At 42.7% G+C, this 17,087-nt stretch carries 12 protein-coding genes and 3 tRNA genes; 6 read left to right on the top strand and 9 right to left on the bottom strand.

The features are described 5' to 3' along the window. Positions 1-9: 9 nt before the first annotated feature. The 3 genes from ABD873_RS12140 to ABD873_RS12130 form a co-directional block, all read right to left on the bottom strand. Positions 10-390: a DUF2752 domain-containing protein gene (locus ABD873_RS12140; protein ID WP_345068673.1), complete on the bottom strand. Its 381-nt coding sequence runs from the start codon at positions 388-390 to the stop codon at positions 10-12. Between the two features lie 179 nt (positions 391-569). Further along, a tRNA-Glu gene (locus tag ABD873_RS12135) sits at positions 570-641 on the bottom strand. A 123-nt stretch (positions 642-764) separates the two neighbouring features. Continuing rightward, positions 765-836, bottom strand: a tRNA-Glu gene (locus ABD873_RS12130). A gap of 93 nt (positions 837-929) precedes the next feature. Between ABD873_RS12130 and ABD873_RS12125 the strand changes: the two genes are divergently transcribed. Beyond that, a complete protein-coding gene (locus tag ABD873_RS12125) occupies positions 930-3,413 on the top strand; it encodes a family 20 glycosylhydrolase (RefSeq protein ID WP_345068671.1) in 2,484 nt (827 codons plus the stop codon). 47 nt (positions 3,414-3,460) lie between these two features. On the opposite strand, the gene ABD873_RS12120 is transcribed toward ABD873_RS12125, so the two are convergent. Both ABD873_RS12120 and ABD873_RS12115 read right to left on the bottom strand, forming a co-directional pair. Next, positions 3,461-3,533: transfer RNA gene (locus ABD873_RS12120), tRNA-Gly, on the bottom strand. Between the two features lie 100 nt (positions 3,534-3,633). After that, on the bottom strand, positions 3,634-5,175 hold the full coding sequence (locus tag ABD873_RS12115; RefSeq protein WP_345068669.1) for an NAD(P)/FAD-dependent oxidoreductase: 1,542 nt from the start codon (positions 5,173-5,175) through the stop codon (positions 3,634-3,636). A 152-nt stretch (positions 5,176-5,327) separates the two neighbouring features. Between ABD873_RS12115 and ABD873_RS12110 the strand changes: the two genes are divergently transcribed. From ABD873_RS12110 to ABD873_RS12095, 4 genes are all read left to right on the top strand, one after another. Next, on the top strand, positions 5,328-5,906 hold the full coding sequence (locus ABD873_RS12110) for a LemA family protein (protein ID WP_345068667.1): 579 nt from the start codon (positions 5,328-5,330) through the stop codon (positions 5,904-5,906). Between the two features lie 89 nt (positions 5,907-5,995). Next, on the top strand, positions 5,996-6,430 hold the full coding sequence (locus tag ABD873_RS12105; RefSeq protein WP_345068665.1) for a TPM domain-containing protein: 435 nt from the start codon (positions 5,996-5,998) through the stop codon (positions 6,428-6,430). A gap of 10 nt (positions 6,431-6,440) precedes the next feature. Next, the gene (locus tag ABD873_RS12100) at positions 6,441-7,271 is read left to right on the top strand and encodes a TPM domain-containing protein (protein ID WP_231561372.1); all 831 of its coding nucleotides are present in this window, start codon (positions 6,441-6,443) and stop codon (positions 7,269-7,271) included. Positions 7,272-7,377: 106 nt separating this feature from the next. Further along, a complete protein-coding gene (locus tag ABD873_RS12095) occupies positions 7,378-8,502 on the top strand; it encodes a redoxin domain-containing protein (protein WP_345068662.1) in 1,125 nt (374 codons plus the stop codon). A gap of 40 nt (positions 8,503-8,542) precedes the next feature. Here the strand turns inward: ABD873_RS12095 and ABD873_RS12090 are convergent, their stop codons facing one another. Further along, positions 8,543-9,727 (bottom strand): trans-sulfuration enzyme family protein, encoded by a 1,185-nt coding sequence (locus tag ABD873_RS12090; RefSeq protein ID WP_345068660.1) that lies wholly within the window; start codon positions 9,725-9,727, stop codon positions 8,543-8,545. A 120-nt stretch (positions 9,728-9,847) separates the two neighbouring features. Between ABD873_RS12090 and ABD873_RS12085 the strand changes: the two genes are divergently transcribed. Beyond that, positions 9,848-12,346 carry a M14 metallopeptidase family protein gene (locus ABD873_RS12085; RefSeq protein WP_345068658.1) on the top strand — a complete coding sequence of 833 codons (2,499 nt, stop codon included), beginning with the start codon at positions 9,848-9,850 and terminating at the stop codon, positions 12,344-12,346. Positions 12,347-12,383: 37 nt separating this feature from the next. Here the strand turns inward: ABD873_RS12085 and mfd are convergent, their stop codons facing one another. The 3 genes from mfd to ABD873_RS12070 all read right to left on the bottom strand — a co-directional run bounded on the left by mfd (position 12,384) and on the right by ABD873_RS12070 (position 17,046). After that, positions 12,384-15,719, bottom strand: coding sequence for a transcription-repair coupling factor (gene mfd / locus ABD873_RS12080; RefSeq protein WP_345068656.1), 3,336 nt, complete (start codon positions 15,717-15,719; stop codon positions 12,384-12,386). Positions 15,720-15,891: 172 nt separating this feature from the next. Next, positions 15,892-16,320 (bottom strand): nuclear transport factor 2 family protein, encoded by a 429-nt coding sequence (locus ABD873_RS12075; RefSeq protein WP_039054231.1) that lies wholly within the window; start codon positions 16,318-16,320, stop codon positions 15,892-15,894. A gap of 180 nt (positions 16,321-16,500) precedes the next feature. Further along, on the bottom strand, positions 16,501-17,046 hold the full coding sequence (locus ABD873_RS12070) for a hypothetical protein (protein WP_052259000.1): 546 nt from the start codon (positions 17,044-17,046) through the stop codon (positions 16,501-16,503). Positions 17,047-17,087: the final 41 nt, after the last annotated feature.

Here is a 17,087-nt window from a genome sequence, read left to right as displayed (position 1 = left end):
AAGCCTTTTTTATTTTATATTTCTCCATACCGTGAAGATTGCTGTCACCGCTATAATAACTGTTATCGCTTTAGTTCCGAATAAGGTGGAATAAAGTTTAGCTTCTTTCTTGCTATGGTCCGTTTTCAGTCGGAAATATATCCATAGTAAAAAATACGGCGTCAGAAGAAAAATCAAGGGGTTAAGCCGGAAAGCTTCTTCTATGTGTCCATTCAACAGTTCGTGGAGGGCGCGTTGGGAGCCACAGGTAGGGCACTCCAGTCCGGTAGTATGTTTTATGGGACAGGGCAGGAAGAAATGTTCTGCAGGATTAAATGTTCTGTATATCCATGCTAGCAGTAGGAATCCTGTCCCAATTCCAATTATGCTGTACCACCTTTTATGTATCATAGTTGTGGGATATTAAATTAAAGATACTATTTTGTGTGGATTATTTTAAGGTCTGAGGTTAAGGGAAAAGAAAATGGCGACCTCTTCTGCAGTAGCTTTATGGTGAATGCTAAATAAACCACAAAAAGCCTGCAGTCATTTGAATTGCAGGCTTTTGTATGCTTTTGATTTAATATCTGTAGCCCGTAGGGGAATCGAACCCCTGTTTCAAGAATGAAAATCTTGCGTCCTAACCCCTAGACGAACGGGCCTTTTCTGTTTCGGTGTGCAAATATAGGATTAAGTTTTTATTCTCCAAAAATAATTTAAAAAAAAGTCTTTGATTTTGTTCTCAACCCTACAACCAAAAAAGCGACTTATAAAGTCGCTTTTTGTAGCCCGTAGGGGAATCGAACCCCTGTTTCAAGAATGAAAATCTTGCGTCCTAACCCCTAGACGAACGGGCCTTTTCTGTTTTGCTGCGCAAATATAGCTCAATTTTTTAATCGTGCAAAAAAAAGTAGAAAAAAATTAGTATCTATGTATATAATATCCAGATTATGAAAACAATAAATTTTTGTCGTTTCTTGAGTGTACTTGTTCTGAATATTTTGCTAACAATTTTGTGTGTACAGGCGCAACATGGCCCAGCGGATTTGTCCATATATTGGCAGACAGATGCAGCTTATGATGGAAAAAATCAGCTTAGATACCAGCTGGTTTTAAAAAATGATGGACGTAAGGCCTTTTCATTAAATGAGTGGGATCTCTTTTTCAACACTATGTTTCCTATCTTGGATGAGCAGACGGAAAAGTACGCCATCAAGGATCTTAAAGGAAATGTTTTCCAGATTACTTTTTCGGGACAGACACTGCAGCCTAAAGATTCATTGGTAATAAGTTATACTTCCAAATATATTATTCCGGGTGTTTCGATGTTGCCCAACGGTTTTTACTTGCTAAACAATAAGGATAAGAAGACATTTTTTGGCATTGAGAAGGTGAGCTATAAAATGCTACAGCGCAGTGCCGAAGAAAATAGAAGTTATTTGGCAGAGCTTTACAACAAAAACAAGGCTTTTGAGAAGGCAGAAAGTAATATCCTCATTTTTCCAACCCCAAAATATCTGAAAGAGAGCAAGGGTAAATATAGAATTAAGCATAAAATCACCGTGCAAGCGGATACATCCTTATACCCGATGGTGAGCAGGGAGGTGTCTTCTATTGTTTCCGTGGAGTTTACCAATGGAGGTAGTGCAGACCTTGTATTAAAACAAAATCCAAGTTTAGGAGCTGAGGCCTATCATCTCACGATATCGGAGAACCAGATTAGTATTGAGGCCAGTCAGTATGCAGGTTTTCTATATGCTATCAAGAGCATCAAATCGCTGTATAGTGGAGTAAAGCATACTTCAGGAGAGAAAGTTTTGCCATGTGTAGAAGTGAAGGATGAGCCTCGCTATGGATATCGCGGCTTCATGATGGATATCGCGCGCAATTTCAGAGATAAGTCTATCGTATTGAAGTATCTGGATTTGATGGCAGACTATAAGTTAAATGTTTTGCATTTCCATTTTATCGAAGATGAGGCCTGGCGTATTGAAATTCCTGGTCTACCGGAGCTAACAGAGGTAGGGGCGCGCCGAAGTCCACTGTTTCATGAAGGCAACGCGCTAATGCCGGCATATGGTTCCGCAGCGGATACGCAAGCGAGATATCTTACACGCGCGGACTTTATCGAAATATTACGCTATGCGCAGGAGAGGAATATTCAGGTGGTTCCGGAGATAGAGACTCCAGGTCATGCTCGTGCGGCTATAAAAGCTATGTGGGCGCGATACAATAGGTTTATGAGGCAAGGAAAACCTGAGTTGGCTGAACAGTATCTCCTTCATGATCCGGAAGATAAGTCAGTGTATAATACCCCTCAGAATTATAATGACAACGTGTTGAACCCTGCATTGCCGTCGGTCTACACTTTCATAGAGAAGGTTCTTGATGAGTTTGCTCTTATGTATAAGGAGGCGGGAGTGCCTTTTACGAAGGTTTCCTTGGGAGGTGATGAGGTGCCGCGCGGTGTATGGGAAGGATCACCAAAGATTAAGGCCTTCATGGAAGAGCAGGGGATGAGTTCAGTACATGAGGTGTGGACGTATTATATCGATAGAATAAATAAGATATGTCTTAAAAAAGGATTACAGCTGGCGGGATGGGAAGAGATAGGCATGGTCAATAAAGGAAAGGGAATGGTCGTAAACCCCAACATGGCGGATAAACAGAATATGCAGTTGGATGTATGGAATAATGTTATTGGTGGTGGGCAGGAAGATTTGGTATATCGATTGGCCAATGCGGGTTACCCTACAGTATTGATTAGTGCTTCGAACACTTATTTTGATATGATGTGGGATAGAAGTTTTGATGAGCCGGGATTGAACTGGGCTACTTATGCTGATCTTTATCATTCCTACTCGCTGTTTCCGGAAGACTATTTTGCTAATATCCATACATACTACAGTGGCAAGAAACTTGACAGGTCGCGCATAAGCCAATTGGAGCGTATCAATGAGAAGGGACGAGCACACTTCTTAGGAATCAAAGGAGGGGTGTTTGCTGAGACTTTGCTAAAAGATGAAAATCTGGATTATCTAGCTTTTCCGAGGTTTTATGTATTGGCAGAGCGAGCTTGGGCGCAGCGCAAGCCTTATGAGAGTGAAAAGACTTTTGATATATCCAAATTTGATAAGGATTACGCTTCCTTTATTGACAGAATAGGGAGGGTGGAATTGCAGGAGATCCAAGATAGAATGGCTTTCCGTTTACCGAAGGTTGGATTGAAGCAGGAAGGGAAAATCGTTCTTTTTACTGCAGAGTATCCGGGTTTTGATGTGTACTATACCTTAGATGGATCTTTACCTACACAGACTTCGTCAAAGGCAGATAAAGCCACGGGAATACGTGTAGAAAGAGGGCAGAAACTGACTATAGCGGTATTGGATAAGAATGGAAGAAGAGGGCCTGTTTCTACGTTAGATATAGAATAAAAAAGCAAAAGCTTCTCGATAGAGAAGCTTTTGCTTTAATTTTTTTGAGCGAAAGACGAGGCTCGAACTCGCGACCCCAACCTTGGCAAGGTTGTGCTCTACCAACTGAGCTACTTTCGCTTGATTTTCTGACACAAAAATAAGGGCTTTTTCAGCATCTGTCAAGAGGATAAGATGAAAATTTTGCCTTTATTTTTGCATCAGTCTTATTCTTAGTGAATTAAATTTTTATGGCGTCGACACAATTTATCCCGTCAATGGCTGCGGAGACGATTCCTCCTGCATAACCGGCTCCTTCTGCGCAAGGATAAAGTCCCTTGATTTGTGGATGTTGAAGCGTTTCTTTGTCTCGTGGAATGCGCACCGGGGAGGATGTTCGTGATTCTACACCTACCAAGATAGCTTCATTAGTATAGTAGCCTCGCATCTTTTTGCCGAAGAGCGGCAAGGCTTTACGTAGTGCGGTATGCACGAAGTCAGGTAACACTTCGTTGAGGTCCACCGAGCGGGTTCCCGGCTTATATGAGTTTTTCGGTAAGTCCAGAGATACACGGTTTTCTACAAAGTCCACCATCCTTTGTGCTGGAGCTACGAAGTTGCCTCCTCCAAGCTGGTAAGCTTTGTGCTCTACCGCACGTTGGAAGTCGAGCAGAGCGAAAGGATTTGTTGCTGCGTTGGGTACATCATCGAGATTGATTTGTATTACTGTGCCCGAATTGGCGTGTGGATTGTTTCTTTTTGAAGGCGACCATCCATTTACAACAATTTCATCAAAGTCGGTGGCACAAGGAGCTATGATTCCTCCGGGACACATACAGAAAGAGAATACGCCACGGTTATTTACTTGTTCCACGAGGCTGTAATAAGCTGGAGGGAGATTGTCGTGGCGTACGGCACAATGGTATTGTGCACTGTCGATGATATGCTGTGGATGCTCGATGCGGACCCCTAAGGCAAAAGGTTTGGCTTCCAGAAGCCAGTTTTTGTTGCGGAACAGCTGGAAGATATCGCGTGCGGAATGTCCTGTTGCCAGAATGACATGCTCTGCACAGAAGGTATGGCCGTTTTCGGTCTTCACCGAATGTACCTGACCGAATTTTTCGACTATGTCCACCACTTTAGTCTCAAAATGCACTTCACCCCCCATCTCGAGGATTTTATGGCGCATGCTTTCTATGATGTGTGGCAGCTTGTTAGTACCAATGTGTGGTCTTGCATCGATAAGGATATCTTCATCAGCTCCGTGCTCCACAAAGATGGAAAGCACTTTGTGTACATCGCCTCTTTTATTGGATCGGGTATATAGTTTGCCATCAGAATAGGTTCCAGCACCGCCTTCACCGTAGCAATAGTTGGATTCGGGATTGACTATACCTTCACGATTGATTTTGGCGAGGTCACGTCTTCTTTCGCGTACGGGTTTCCCACGCTCGAGGATTATAGGTTTCAGGCCACGTTCCAGACAGCGGTAAGCGGCAAAAAGTCCTGCAGGCCCTGCGCCTATGATGATGACCGGTTTGGCATCACGGACATTTTTAAGCGTACTTTGATAGCAGAAAGGTTGTGGATGTTCATCTATGTAAAAAACTATGCGGAGACGAAAGACCACCTGTTTGCTGCGCGCGTCTATAGAACGTTTTCGGATATATATTCCGTTGATTCTTTTCGGGGATATGTTAAGCTGTTTTGCTCCTTGGCGGAGAATGTAATCCTGATCATGGATATGGTCAGGACCGATAGCTAATTCAATTTCTTGTTGCATATACTTTTATTGGGTTTTTATCCCAAAACTTTGCGAAGTTACGAATTTTTAGTTGAAGCTCGGGGTGTAATAATTTTGGCATTTGCTTTGGAGTATGAGTAATTGAAAAGTTATTTGTATTTTTAGGGGACCAGAAAATGAAAATTACGCCGATGAAAAGATTATTATTTGCCCTTATAGGGTTGTTTACAGCATTATCGTTTAGCTCATGTGGCTATAACACTATGGTATCTAAGGACGAAAACGTTAAGGCCAAATGGGCGCAGGTAGAGAATGCGTATCAGCGTCGTGCTGACCTGATTCCAAATTTAGTAGCTACGGTCAAAGGAGCCGCACAGCATGAGGAGTCTACGTTGACGGCAGTAGTGGAAGCACGTGCTAAGGCTACTTCCGTGACAGTAAATCCTGATGATCTTTCGGAAGAAGCTATTGCCAAGTTCCAGCAGTCGCAGGATGCGTTGTCGCAGTCTATCGGTCGTTTGTTGGTAAGTGTGGAAGCCTATCCGGACTTGAAAGCCAACTCCAACTTCCAAGAGCTGCAAGCGCAGCTGGAAGGTACCGAGAACCGAATTGCTGTGGAGCGCAGAGCCTATAATGAAGCTGTGCAGGATTATAACACTACGGTAAGAAGTTTTCCTAATAATATCATTGCGGGAATCTTTGGCTTTAAGCCTAAAGGAACATTCCAGGCTGCTGCGGGTTCAGACAAAGCACCTACAGTTTCTTTCTAAAGGATAATATTAAACTTTAATGAGGAGAAGATGAATATTGGGTGCCTTGTTATCACAATATTCATCTTTTTTAATTTTTGGGTATAGCTATGGCATTATTTAACGAAGAGGAGCAGGAGCGTGTCGTTCATGCTATAAACGTCGCAGAAAATCTCACCTCCGGAGAGATCAGGGTGGTGGTGGAAAATGTGGTAGGACAGGATACGACAGCTTTCGATAAGGCGAAGAGCTATTTTGAAAAGCTTAACATGCATAAGACGGTGCAACGTAATGGCGTTCTCATTTATTTGGCTATTGCTGATCATCAATTTGCTATCATAGGAGATGCAGGGATAAATAAAGTGGTGCCGGATAATTTTTGGGAGATCACCAAAGATAAGATGCTGTTTCATTTCCGACAGGGCAATTATGTGAGGGGGTTGGTCGAAGGTATTCAGGAGGCGGGGGAGCAGTTAAGACAATACTTCCCACGTCAAGATGATGATATCAATGAATTGCCTAATGACATTCATTTCGGTAATTAATCTAAATAACATGCAAATACTTTTTCCATCAAGATACTTTAAATATTTTGCTTTTTTAGCTTTCTTGTTATTGGCTACGGTGACAAACCTTAGGGCTCAAAATCTACCTGAAGCACCTAAGCAACTTGTTTCCGATTTTACCAATACGTTAAGTGCGGATGAGTTGTCGGCCTTAGAGCGCAAGCTGTTGATTTTTGAGGATAGCACTTCTACGCAGATTGCGGTGGTTATTGTACAGACAACGGATGGCTATGATGTGGCCGATTATGCGGTGCGACTTGCACAGAAATGGGGGGTAGGGCAAGCAAAATATAATAATGGTATAATGCTTTTGGTTGCTTTGGGCGATAGGGCCGTTACCATACAGACCGGCTACGGTATTGAGGGTGCTTTACCTGACGCTATAGCTTATCGTATTATTGAGCGGGACATCAAGCCAGCCTTTCGCAAAGGCAGGTATTATGAGGGGATTGATAATGCCATAAATTCTATCATTTCTTATACGAAGGGTGAGTATAAGGCTGAAAGGAAAGAACCTTCCGGCTCGGGGGGCATTGGCAGGGTTTTGGCGATTATTGTGGTGGTTGTCATTCTCTTTGTAGCTTTGGTATCCATCGGAGGCGATCATAATGATAAAGGAGGGGGACGGATGTTCGATGGGAAAGGAACGAATGATCTTTTTTGGTGGATGTTGTTGAATAATATGGGAAAAGGAGGTTCTAACCGAAGAGGAGGAGATTTCGGAGGTTTCGGAGGAGGCTTCGGAGGAGGTAGTTCCGGCGGCTTTGGTGGCTTTGGCGGCGGAGGTTTTGGTGGCGGAGGCGCCAGTGGCAGATGGTAAGGACGGGTTAAATAGTGTTAAATTTTAATTTAACACCATATAGTTATTATATTTACCACTTTATTTTATACGTTAAATTGATTTATTACAGATTAAAATCCAAATTATGAAAAAGATAGCTTTTGCTCTATTGACGAGCATACCGGCCTTAGCGTTTGCCCAAGAAGCATTCACTATAAAAGGCAAAGTCGGGGCATACAATGCTCCTGCTAAGGTGTTTATTCAGTATTATGAGGGACAACAGCCTAAGATAGATTCTGCCATAATAAATAATGGAGAGTTTACGCTGAGCGGCACTGTAGAGATGCCGTCAAAAGGTTATCTTGTTCTTTCTCCTGAAGGAAAAACTTTTGGCCCTTGGGTTCAACAAGCGGACTATGCTGAAGTCTTTTTATCTCAGGGAACCATCAATGTTAAGGGTGAGTCGTTGAGATCTGCCGATGTTTCGGGCACTAAAATCATTGAAGATTATAAAGCTCTTAATGCGTTGAAAAAGCCTATTCAAGAGCAGATGATGTTGGTGGATGAGGAGTTTAGAGCTGCTTCGGATGAGCAAAAGAGAAATCCGGAATTTATTGAGGGCTTAAGAAGCAAGATAATGCCTCTGTACGAGAAATCGCAGGCTATTGACTATGAATATATAAAGGCTAACAAGAATTTTGTGGCTTTGAGCTTGATGAGTCAAAGTATTTCTGCCGAAAATGTATTGGAGTATGATAAGTTGTTGAGCACATATCCTGCCGACCTAAAGGAATCGCGTTTTGCCCAAGCATTGGCTGACAAGATTGCAAGTATGAAGAAGGTTGCGGTAGGAGCTGTAGCGCCAGACTTTACTTTGCCGGATGTGAATGGTAAAGAGGTGTCCTTATCATCATTGAGAGGTAAATATGTGTTGTTGGATTTCTGGGCATCCTGGTGTGGACCATGCCGTCAGGAAAATCCTAATGTGGTTGCCGCCTACAATAAATATAAAGACAAAGGATTTACCATTTTAGGTGTTTCTTTAGATAATCCTGGAAAAAAAGACGCATGGCTGAAAGCTATTGAAGACGACAACCTAGGACAATGGACAAATGTTTCGGAGCTTAAAGGATGGAAGTCTGAAGTCGTAGGTCTTTACAACATAGAAGGTATTCCTCAAAACTTTCTCTTGGACAAGGAAGGACGTATTGTAGCTGCCGGCCTTCGCGGAGAGGCGTTGGAAGCTAAACTTGAAGAGCTTTTAAAATAGAAAGCATAAAAAAGCCTTGAGATATTTCTCAAGGCTTTTTTTATATCTTGTCGATAGCTTGTTGCCAATCGGCGATAAGGTCATCTATGTGTTCGATACCGACAGATATTCGAAGCATTCCCAATGTGATACCGGATATTTTCTTTTGCGATGCGGAGTGATGTGTTCCCCACATGCTGGCCGGATGTACGACTAGGGACTCCACGCCTCCGAGGCTTGCGGCATTAGCAAAAAGCTTAAGGTTATTCAGTATGGTTTGTGCATTTCTGAACTCTTCATTTTCATCTTTTCCTGCTACCTCAATACAGAGCATTCCGGTGTGTCCTTTCATTTGTTTTGCCGCCAGCTCATATTGCGGATGGGAACTCAGTCCTGTATAAGTAACCTTCCTTATAGCCTTATTTTGTTCTAAGAATTGCGCTAATGCCAATGCATTGTGATTAATCTGTTTCACGCGTAGTGAAAGAGTTTTCAGCCCTCGTAGTAGCAACCATGAGTCGAAGGGACTGAGACTGGCTCCCAAGGTGATGGATTTACGCCACACCTTTTCGATGAACTCTTTAGGGCCACATACGGCGCCGGCGGTAAGGTCGGAGTGTCCTCCTAGGTATTTTGTGGCACTGTGAATTACCACGTCAATGCCGAATTCTGTAGGAACTTGGTTTATCGGAGAAGCGAAGGTGTTGTCTACCATAGTCAAAATACCTTTTTCCTTACCAAGTTTGCCCACAAATGCTAGGTCGGTAATATCTAGATTGGGATTAGATGGCGTTTCGATGTAGATGAGCTTGGTATTTGGACGTATAGCTTCCACAAAAGAACTATTGTCAGTCTGGTCCACGTGGGTGACCTCTATGCCATATTCGCTAAGGAAATCTTTAAGGAAGAGCATTGCTCCGGAATAATGTGAGTTTTGTGCTATGACATGGTCACCAGATTTTACGGCAGCGAGGATGGCTGTGCTTATGGCAGCCATACCTGTGGCTAGTACTATAGCCTCTTCGGTTTTTTCGAGTTTAGCAAGAATGGCTGCCACCTGACTGTTTGTCGGATTTCCATGTCGATGGTAGAATTCAGGATGTTTGGGTTGTGTTGCCGCTTCTATATATTTCTCTGGATTCTCATCCGCAAAATAGGTTGAGGTCTGGAATATAGGGGTTACTACTGCTTTGGTACTGTTAAATTCTGTTCCAGCATGTATCAGATCTGTTTCGAGATGTTTCATTAGATTAAGTATTTAACCAAATCTACTAAATAATCTATTAAATAGGTAGATTAGGAAAATGTGTTTACGCTATAATATACGATTTAATAATTTCTTATATTGCAGTAAACTAACTGCTTTATGAAAAGATTTCTTATCATTCTACTCGTATTATTTTATAATATTCCTTTGTGGGCACAACTTAAATCTCCGGAAGAATATTTTGGTAGAAAAATAGGTTCAAAGATTACGCCGCATCACAGAGTTTTAGAATATTACAAATACATTGCCTCCCAAGCTCCTGATAGGGTAAAGTATGAGCAATATGGAGAGTCTGTGGAGGGAAGACCTTTGTATGTTTTCTTTGTGTCTTCGACAAAAAATATAGCGCGGCTCGAACAAATAAGGAAGAGCAACATGTCCATTGTGGGGGAAGAACGTGATGGATCCATTCTTGAAGATATGCCTGCCATCATCTGGATGAGCAACAATGCACATGGCAACGAAACTTCTTCTATGGAAGCTTCGATGATGACTTTATATGAGCTTGTAAATCCGAAGAACTCAAAGATGCAGGCTCAGCTGGAAAATACCTTGGTAATTATAGATCCCTGTCTAAATCCTGATGGTACCGAACGTTATAACAATTGGCAGAACGGTATCTTGGGGGTTAAATACAACCCTAATCTCTATGCCCGGGAGCATGCGGAGCCATGGCCTGGAGGTAGATACAATCATTATTATTTTGACCTGAACAGAGATTGGGCATGGCAGACGCAGGTAGAAAGTGTACAACGGATGAAAATTTATAATTCATGGCTACCTCATATACATGTAGACTTCCATGAGCAAGGTATTAATGCTCCTTATTATTTCCCTCCTGCTGCAGAGCCTCTACATGAGGTTATTACGCCTTGGCAGCGTGAGTTTCAGGCTGTCATCGGCAAGCATAATGCAAAATATTTCGATGAAAAGGGATGGCTCTATTTTACGAAAGAACGTTTTGACCTATTTTACCCATCGTATGGCGATACATATCCTATCTATTCGGGAGCTATAGGCATGACATACGAAAAGGCAGGTAATGGTTCAGCCGGACTAGGGGTGTATACCAATGAGAAAGATACCTTGACCTTGGTAGACCGGGCTATACAGCATCATGCTTCAGGAGTGAACTTGGTGGAAGTGGTGTCGCAGAATGCGCATCGTGTGGTAGAAGAGTTCAAGAAATTTTTCAGGCAAGCTCAGGAGGGAGAGCTATCTTCCTTTCATAGCTACGTCATCAAATATGAGGCGGCAAATGAAGGTAAATTACGTGCTTTAATGGAACTGCTGGATAAGAATAAGATAAAATACTATGCTGCGGAAGGAGTGTTCAAAGGGGTAGACTACAGCACGAAAAAGACTGTATCCTATGTGGCACGAGAAAAAGATATGATTATCCCCGGCAATCAGCCGAAGGCAGCACTAGTCAGGGTACTTTTCGAGCCGGAAGCGAAGCTTGTAGATTCGGTAACTTACGATATTACTGCTTGGTCGTTGCCGTATGTGTATGGATTGGAGGGAATAGCCTCGCAAACCAAAGTGTCGTCGATGAAGCCTTATTCTTTGGAGCGGGTGGACAATAACTTGTCGGAAAGCTATGGGTATGCCATTAAGTGGGATGGTTTCTCTTCCGCACAGGTGTTGGCTGCTTTGTTGCAACATGATGTTATCGTAAAGCGATCGGCGTATGCCTTCAAGCTAAATGGCGAAGATTTTCCGCGAGGTTCTCTACTTTTGTTGAGCAGCAACAATAAGAAGACAGACCTTAAGAAGTTATTGAAAGAGGTGGGTGATAAGTATGCCGTGAAGATTCATAGCATAAGTTCTGGCATCATCGAAGGAGCAAAAGATTTGGGAAGCTCGGATGTAAAAACCCTTAAAGCCCCTAAAGTGGTCATGTTAGCTGGAGAGGAGATAAGAGCTTTAAATGTGGGGGAGGTATGGCATTATTTCGATCATCAGCTTCAATATCCTATTACATTAGTGAATCCGAAAGATTTTGCACGCATAAAATGGGAAGAAGTGGATGTGTTTATCATGCCTAATGGAAATTACAGCTTCCTCAAAGATAAAGGTCTTGCCGAAGGTTTTGCTGCATGGGTAAGAAAAGGAGGCAAGGTTATCGCGTTGGAAGGAGCTGTAAGACAGTTGGCTACACAGTCATGGAGCAGACTGAAGCCCGTGAAGCAAGATAGTACACAAAAAAGCCAAGACAGTCCGCTGAAAGCTTATTCGGACAGAGAACGTGAGTCTCTCAAGTCCTACACGGCAGGAGCAATCTATAAAGTAGATTTTGACGCTACTCATCCTTTGATGTATGGCATTAGCCGCTATTACACGTTAAGACAAAGCGGAACGTTATACGATTATTTTAAAGATGGAAGTGGTTGGAATGTGGGATATATTAAAGAAGGAGCTTTGATGAGTGGTTTTGTAGGTTATCAGCTTAGCAAAAAAATAAAAAACGGCCTTATTTTCGGAACGGAATCCGTAGGTGCCGGGACAATAATTTATCTGACGGACAATGTGCTGTTTCGTAATTTCTGGGAATCAGGGAAGCAGATCATGGCCAACGCTATTTTTCAAGTAGATTAAGTCCGAAATAAAAAAGGCGTCCACTAGGACGCCTTTTTTATATCATCTGTTTGAGTAGATGCAATGCGTAGTCGATGGTATTTACGTTGCTGATGGCCAGTCTAAGTTGTCCTTTAACCTCTTTGAGGTTGCAGATAGCCGGATTGGCTCCAACAAAGGCTAATACTTTTCCGAACTGTTCAGACTCGAAATAAGAGGACTTCGGATTGTTGACGAAATATCCTTTTAATGTCTGCTTTTTGAAAGATATCTTCTCGAAGCCTATAGTCTTTCCTAACCACTGCAGACGCAAGGTATTAAAGAGTTCATACACTTGAGGAGGAATAGGACCGAAGCGGTCTTCCAGAGCTTTCTCAAAAGCAGTAAGCTGCTCTTCGTTTTCCAGTTTGGCTATTTCGTTGTATAGATTGTAACGTTCTGTGATGTTGGTGACATATTCATCTGGAATCAAGACCTCCAAATCCGTATCTATCTGTGTGAAAGAAACATATTTTCGGTTTTTGTCTTCGTCAAAGAGGTCGCTGAACTCTTCTTCTTTCAATTCCTGTACCGCTTCATCCAGAATTTTGTTGTACATCTCAAAACCTATCTCGGCAATGAAGCCGGATTGTTCTGCCCCCAACAAGTTTCCTGAGCCGCGGATGTCTAGGTCGCGCATCGCTACGTTGAATCCTGATCCTAATTCGGAGAATTCTTCGATGGCTGAAAGGCGTTTGTATGCTTCCGGAGTAAGTGTTGATAGCGGAGGGCTCAGCAGGTAGCAGAATGCTTTTTTATTGGATCGTCCTACGCGGCCCCGCATCTGATGAAGGTCGCTGAGTCCGAACATGTGGGCTTGGTTGATGATGATGGTGTTGGCGTTAGGGATGTCCAGCCCCGCTTCAATGATAGTGGTGGCTACCAACACATCAAAATCATGGTTGATAAATTTTAACATTACATCTTCTAGATCATCTCCTTCGAGCTGTCCGTGGGCGACACCTACGCGAGCGTGAGGTACCAACTTTCTGATTAATGCTCCCAGCTGCTGCAGGTCTGCAACACGGTTGTGGATGAAAAATACTTGTCCACCGCGGTCCAGCTCAAAAGTTACAGCCTCTTGGATTAGCTTTTCGTTGAACACGTGAAGTTCTGTCTGTACAGGCTGTCGGTTTGGTGGGGGCGTAGAGATGATGCTGAGGTCGCGAGCTCCCATCAGCGAGAAATGCAAGGTGCGTGGAATAGGTGTTGCGGTCAGAGTCAGTGCATCGACATTGGCGCGCATCACTTTCAGCTTTTCTTTCACCGAAACTCCAAATTTTTGCTCTTCGTCGATAATCATCAGTCCTAGGTCTTTAAATTTTACGTCCTTGCTTACCAGCCGATGGGTACCTATGATGATGTCTATTTTGCCTTCTTCCAGTTTTTTCAGAGTTTCTTTAATCTGTTTGCTAGTCTTAAAACGGTTTACATAGTCTATGTTTACGGGAAAACCTTTAAGACGTTCGGAGAAGGTGCGGTAGTGTTGCAAAGCTAAGATGGTAGTAGGCACTAGCACGGCAACCTGTTTGCTGTCGGCGACAGCCTTGAATGCGGCACGAATGGCTATTTCCGTCTTGCCGAAGCCTACGTCACCACAGACCAGCCTGTCCATAGGATGAGGAGACTCCATGTCACGTTTGACGTCGTTGGTAGCTTTCTCCTGATCCGGTGTGTCTTCGTAGATAAAGGAAGCTTCCAATTCTTTCTGAAGGTAGGTATCGGGGCTGAAGGCATTTCCTGTCTGTGCTTTGCGAAGAGCATAAAGTTTGATAAGGTCACGAGCAATATCTTTTACCTTTTTCTTGGTTGTTTTCTTCAGCTTTTCCCAGGTGTCAGTGCCCAGCTTGTTCAGCTTAGGGACAGTACCTTCCTTGCCAGAATATTTAGAAATACGGTTGAGTGAGTTGATGTTGACGTAGAGTAAGTCGTTGTCGGCATATACGAGACGTATCATCTCTTGGGTTTTGCCGTTGACGTCTACCTTTTCCAGCCCCGCATATTTACCTACACCATGATCTATATGGGTGATATAGTCGCCGGGCTTGAGGTCTCGAAGCTCCTTGAGGGTGATAGCTTGCGAACGCTCGTAAGTTTTTATTCTTTTGTATTTGTAATATCTGTCGAAAATCTGATGGTCTGTGTAGCAGGCCAGTTTTATTGTGTCGTCGCGGAATCCTTCCCGCAAGGCTTTGTAAACAGGGGTAAATACCACAGACGAATCTAAATCTTCCAAGATGGCGAAGATACGTTCGATTTGTTTTGAAGAGTCCGAAAAGATGAGGTTCTTCACGCCTTTGCTTTCGTTTTCCTTGAAGTTGTGGATAAGGAGGTTGAAATCCTTGTTGAACGAAGGCTGAGGACGTATGTCGAACGTTATTATTTCGTCAGCCTTAAAGAAGAACTGCTTTCCGAACTCCACATTAGGGAAGTCGAACAGCATGGCTCCGAAATTTTTGTCGTCTGTAAATGTAAATCTTGGATCAATCCATTCTGGATTGTTTTTTATATCCTCTTCGGATAACGCTTTCCATAGTTGGGAGGCTTTTTTGTATCCTTCACGGAGGATATCTAGCGTAAACTGGACATCTTTAATCCATATTACCGAATTGCGGTCAATATATTCCAACAGTGAAATATGGTTGTTTGCCAAAAACTTTGCCTGAACATTGGGAACGATGGTCACTGTATGGATTTTGCCTACTGAGAGTTGGCTTTCTATATCGAAGGTACGTATGCTTTCTATTTCATCCCCAAAAAATTCTATTCGGTATGGTAAGTCATTAGAGAAAGAGAAGATGTCTACGATACCACCACGTATAGCAAACTGTCCTGGCTCATAAACGAAATCCACCCTTTCGAAGTCATATTCGTAGAGGAATTCGTTTATGAAGTCTATGCTGAGTTTTGTGTTTTGCGTAATGGTAAGCGTGTTTTTCTCTAGGTCCTTCCTGTTGATGACCTTCTCGGCTACAGCTTCGGGATAGGTAACAACCATTTTTGGTAGCTCGGAGGTGTGGTTCAAAGCGCTTAGCGTTTCGGCACGCTGCAGCACATGTGTGCTGTCCAGCTGAGTGAAGTCGAAAGGCTTGCGATAGGATGATGGAAAAAACAACACCTGCTTTTCGAAGGCACTTTCCAAGTCGGATTGAAAATAGGCAGCATCTTCATGTGTAGGAAGGATGAAAAGGTAGGGACGCTCCTGCAGCTGATAGGAGGCAGCAGCCACCAAAGCATCTGAAGAGCCTATTAGCCCTTTGAGTTGAATTTTAGGATTTTTACCTTGAATAGCCTTTACAAGCGAAGAGACTTGTGTGGTTTGACCGTAATATGATAAGATTTCTTGAATATTCACTTAACTCCCAATGTTTTGATGCAAAGTTAGTAAAATTATGGCTTTAGGGTCAGTGCTTTTTGGATAGACTTTCAAGAAAACGGCATGGAGCGAGGAGAGGGATAGGGTTGCTATCTAAAAAGAAGGCCTGCTTTGTGGGCAGGCCGAGTTTAATGAAACAAAAATTACTCAGTTATAAAGGGTAAGTTGTGGTAACATTTTTAATTTTCCATCCTTCCTCAGACTGTACTAAGGTAACATAGTCTACGCGTTTGAAGGTCGGGAACTCCATAGTTACTTTTCCAATGGTAGTGTTACCCGTCTGGTCGAGGATTTCTATCGTTTGCTCGCAATCGAATTTGTTGTCTTTCAAAGATTTCAGGTACTTCAGATACGATTTTTTGTCGTGTTTGTCGTCATTAGCTGTATTTCTGTATTCGAAATCGTCGGCGAACATGATTTTGTTATACATGTCACTACCTAGGATGGAAGCACTGACATAGCTAAAGAGGACTTCTTTATTGTTTAGGTCTTTGTAAGGTTTTACGTTAGCATTGGCACTATATACAGAAGCTACTAAAGCGATGATTACTGCTGCGATTGTTGTTATTTTTCTTTTCATGACTTTAATGTTTATAATGTTTAATGTTTTCTGATGTTTTGATATGACAAAGTTATAGCGCAGCAGAGGCCAAGAGAATGGCTTTTCGACTAATTTGTCTCGAAAATCGGTAAATCCCGCTCTCTTATCGGTAAATAAATCTAGCGAGATTTAAAGGCGGTGAAAAAGGTAGGAAAATGTTTAGAGGAGCTGATGAGCTTCGGAAAAGCTTACTACTTTGTCATAGCTTTCTTTGAGGTCAAACTGTAAATCTTCGTGTAGTTTGTCGTACTTGCTCAAGGTTGTCTTCAGGCGTGCCGACACGTAGCGGCGAAGTTTATCGGAGGCAGCTACATAGCTATTCTGAAATAGGGCGGGATAATAAGAAAAAGCCAACTCAAGAATCAAGAGTCTAAATTCTACTTCACTAAACTTGTCTTTCGTGATTTTTTCATGTTCGTTGATCATGCCACTAGCCTGTCGCAACAGAGTAGTTAGAGTACGATAATTGGAGTACAGGGGAACATTTTTCACTCCCGACTTTTCTGGGGTGAGCAGGGAGCTAAGTTTTTCCCTCAGCGTATTAATCCGGTCTTCTAGGTCGTATTCGTTTTCGAGAAGCTGAAAGTGGAGTTGCTTCATGAGCATCTTATCTTTACTGATAAGGCGTACCAGCAGCTTGTCCTTTTCTTTAGGAGGAAGATTCAATATAGCTTCTTTAAGTTCCGGGTCTTTATGTAATGACATGCTATAAAGTTAGGAAAAGAAGGTTAATTTATTCCTATTGT

The sequence above is a fragment of the Sphingobacterium thermophilum genome (genome assembly GCF_039541675.1).
Classification (GTDB): domain Bacteria; phylum Bacteroidota; class Bacteroidia; order Sphingobacteriales; family Sphingobacteriaceae; genus Sphingobacterium; species Sphingobacterium thermophilum.
This window is presented reverse-complemented; position numbering and strand designations above follow the sequence as displayed.